Raw genomic sequence first — 730 nt, 5'->3', positions numbered from 1 at the left:
ATTCCCCCCGTGGACTGCAATTGAAGCGATTGTAACATCTCTATACAGTCATACAGGAACTTATTCTGCACAATTGCAAGATGGGACATCTGTTATATATCAGACTGTTTATGGTGACTTTAGTCAAGCTGTAGAAGTTAGTGCTTATCTGGCTAAAGTCGGCACATTACCAAATCCGGTAGTATCTATTGTTCTTTCCTATTTTGACGAATCATTTAATTTTCTTGAAACAGGTGTTGTAATAAGTGTTAATGAAAATATTCTTCCTAATGTAATCGAAGGTAATTGGCTTAAAGTTACTGGTGTTACAATTCCGGCACCTGCTGGAACAGACTTTGCTATTTTGTCTATAAGCAAAAATACTTTGGTCGGTTCTGCTGACATTCTTGTTGATGATGTATCCATTCTAGAAGGTCCTTTTAGTCCAACTGGGCCTTGTTGTCCCGGTGCCACTGGTCCTACTGGACCCGCTGGTTCTACCGGCCCTGCTGGTGTAACTGGCCCTGCTGGTGTAACTGGCCCTGCCGGTTCTACTGGCCCTGCTGGTTCTGCTGGTCCTGCTGGTGCTACTGGGCCTATAGGTCCCACTGGCCCTGGCGGTGGTGCTACTGGTTCTGCTGGTGCTACCGGTCCCGCTGGCGCTACTGGCCCTGGCGGTCCTACTGGACCCGCTGGTGCTACTGGTCCTGCCGGTTCTACTGGGCCTGCTGGGGCTACCGGTCCTGCCGGT

Annotated in this window: 1 protein-coding gene; it reads left to right on the top strand. The window is 49.0% G+C overall.

Annotated elements, in window-relative coordinates:
• Positions 1-730, top strand: a 730-nt coding sequence (locus tag LY28_RS18915) for an NTTRR-F1 domain (protein WP_278304060.1), incomplete at both ends; no start/stop codon positions are given.

Source organism: Ruminiclostridium sufflavum DSM 19573, assembly GCF_003208175.1.
Taxonomy (GTDB): domain Bacteria; phylum Bacillota; class Clostridia; order Acetivibrionales; family DSM-1351; genus Ruminiclostridium; species Ruminiclostridium sufflavum.
This window is presented reverse-complemented; position numbering and strand designations above follow the sequence as displayed.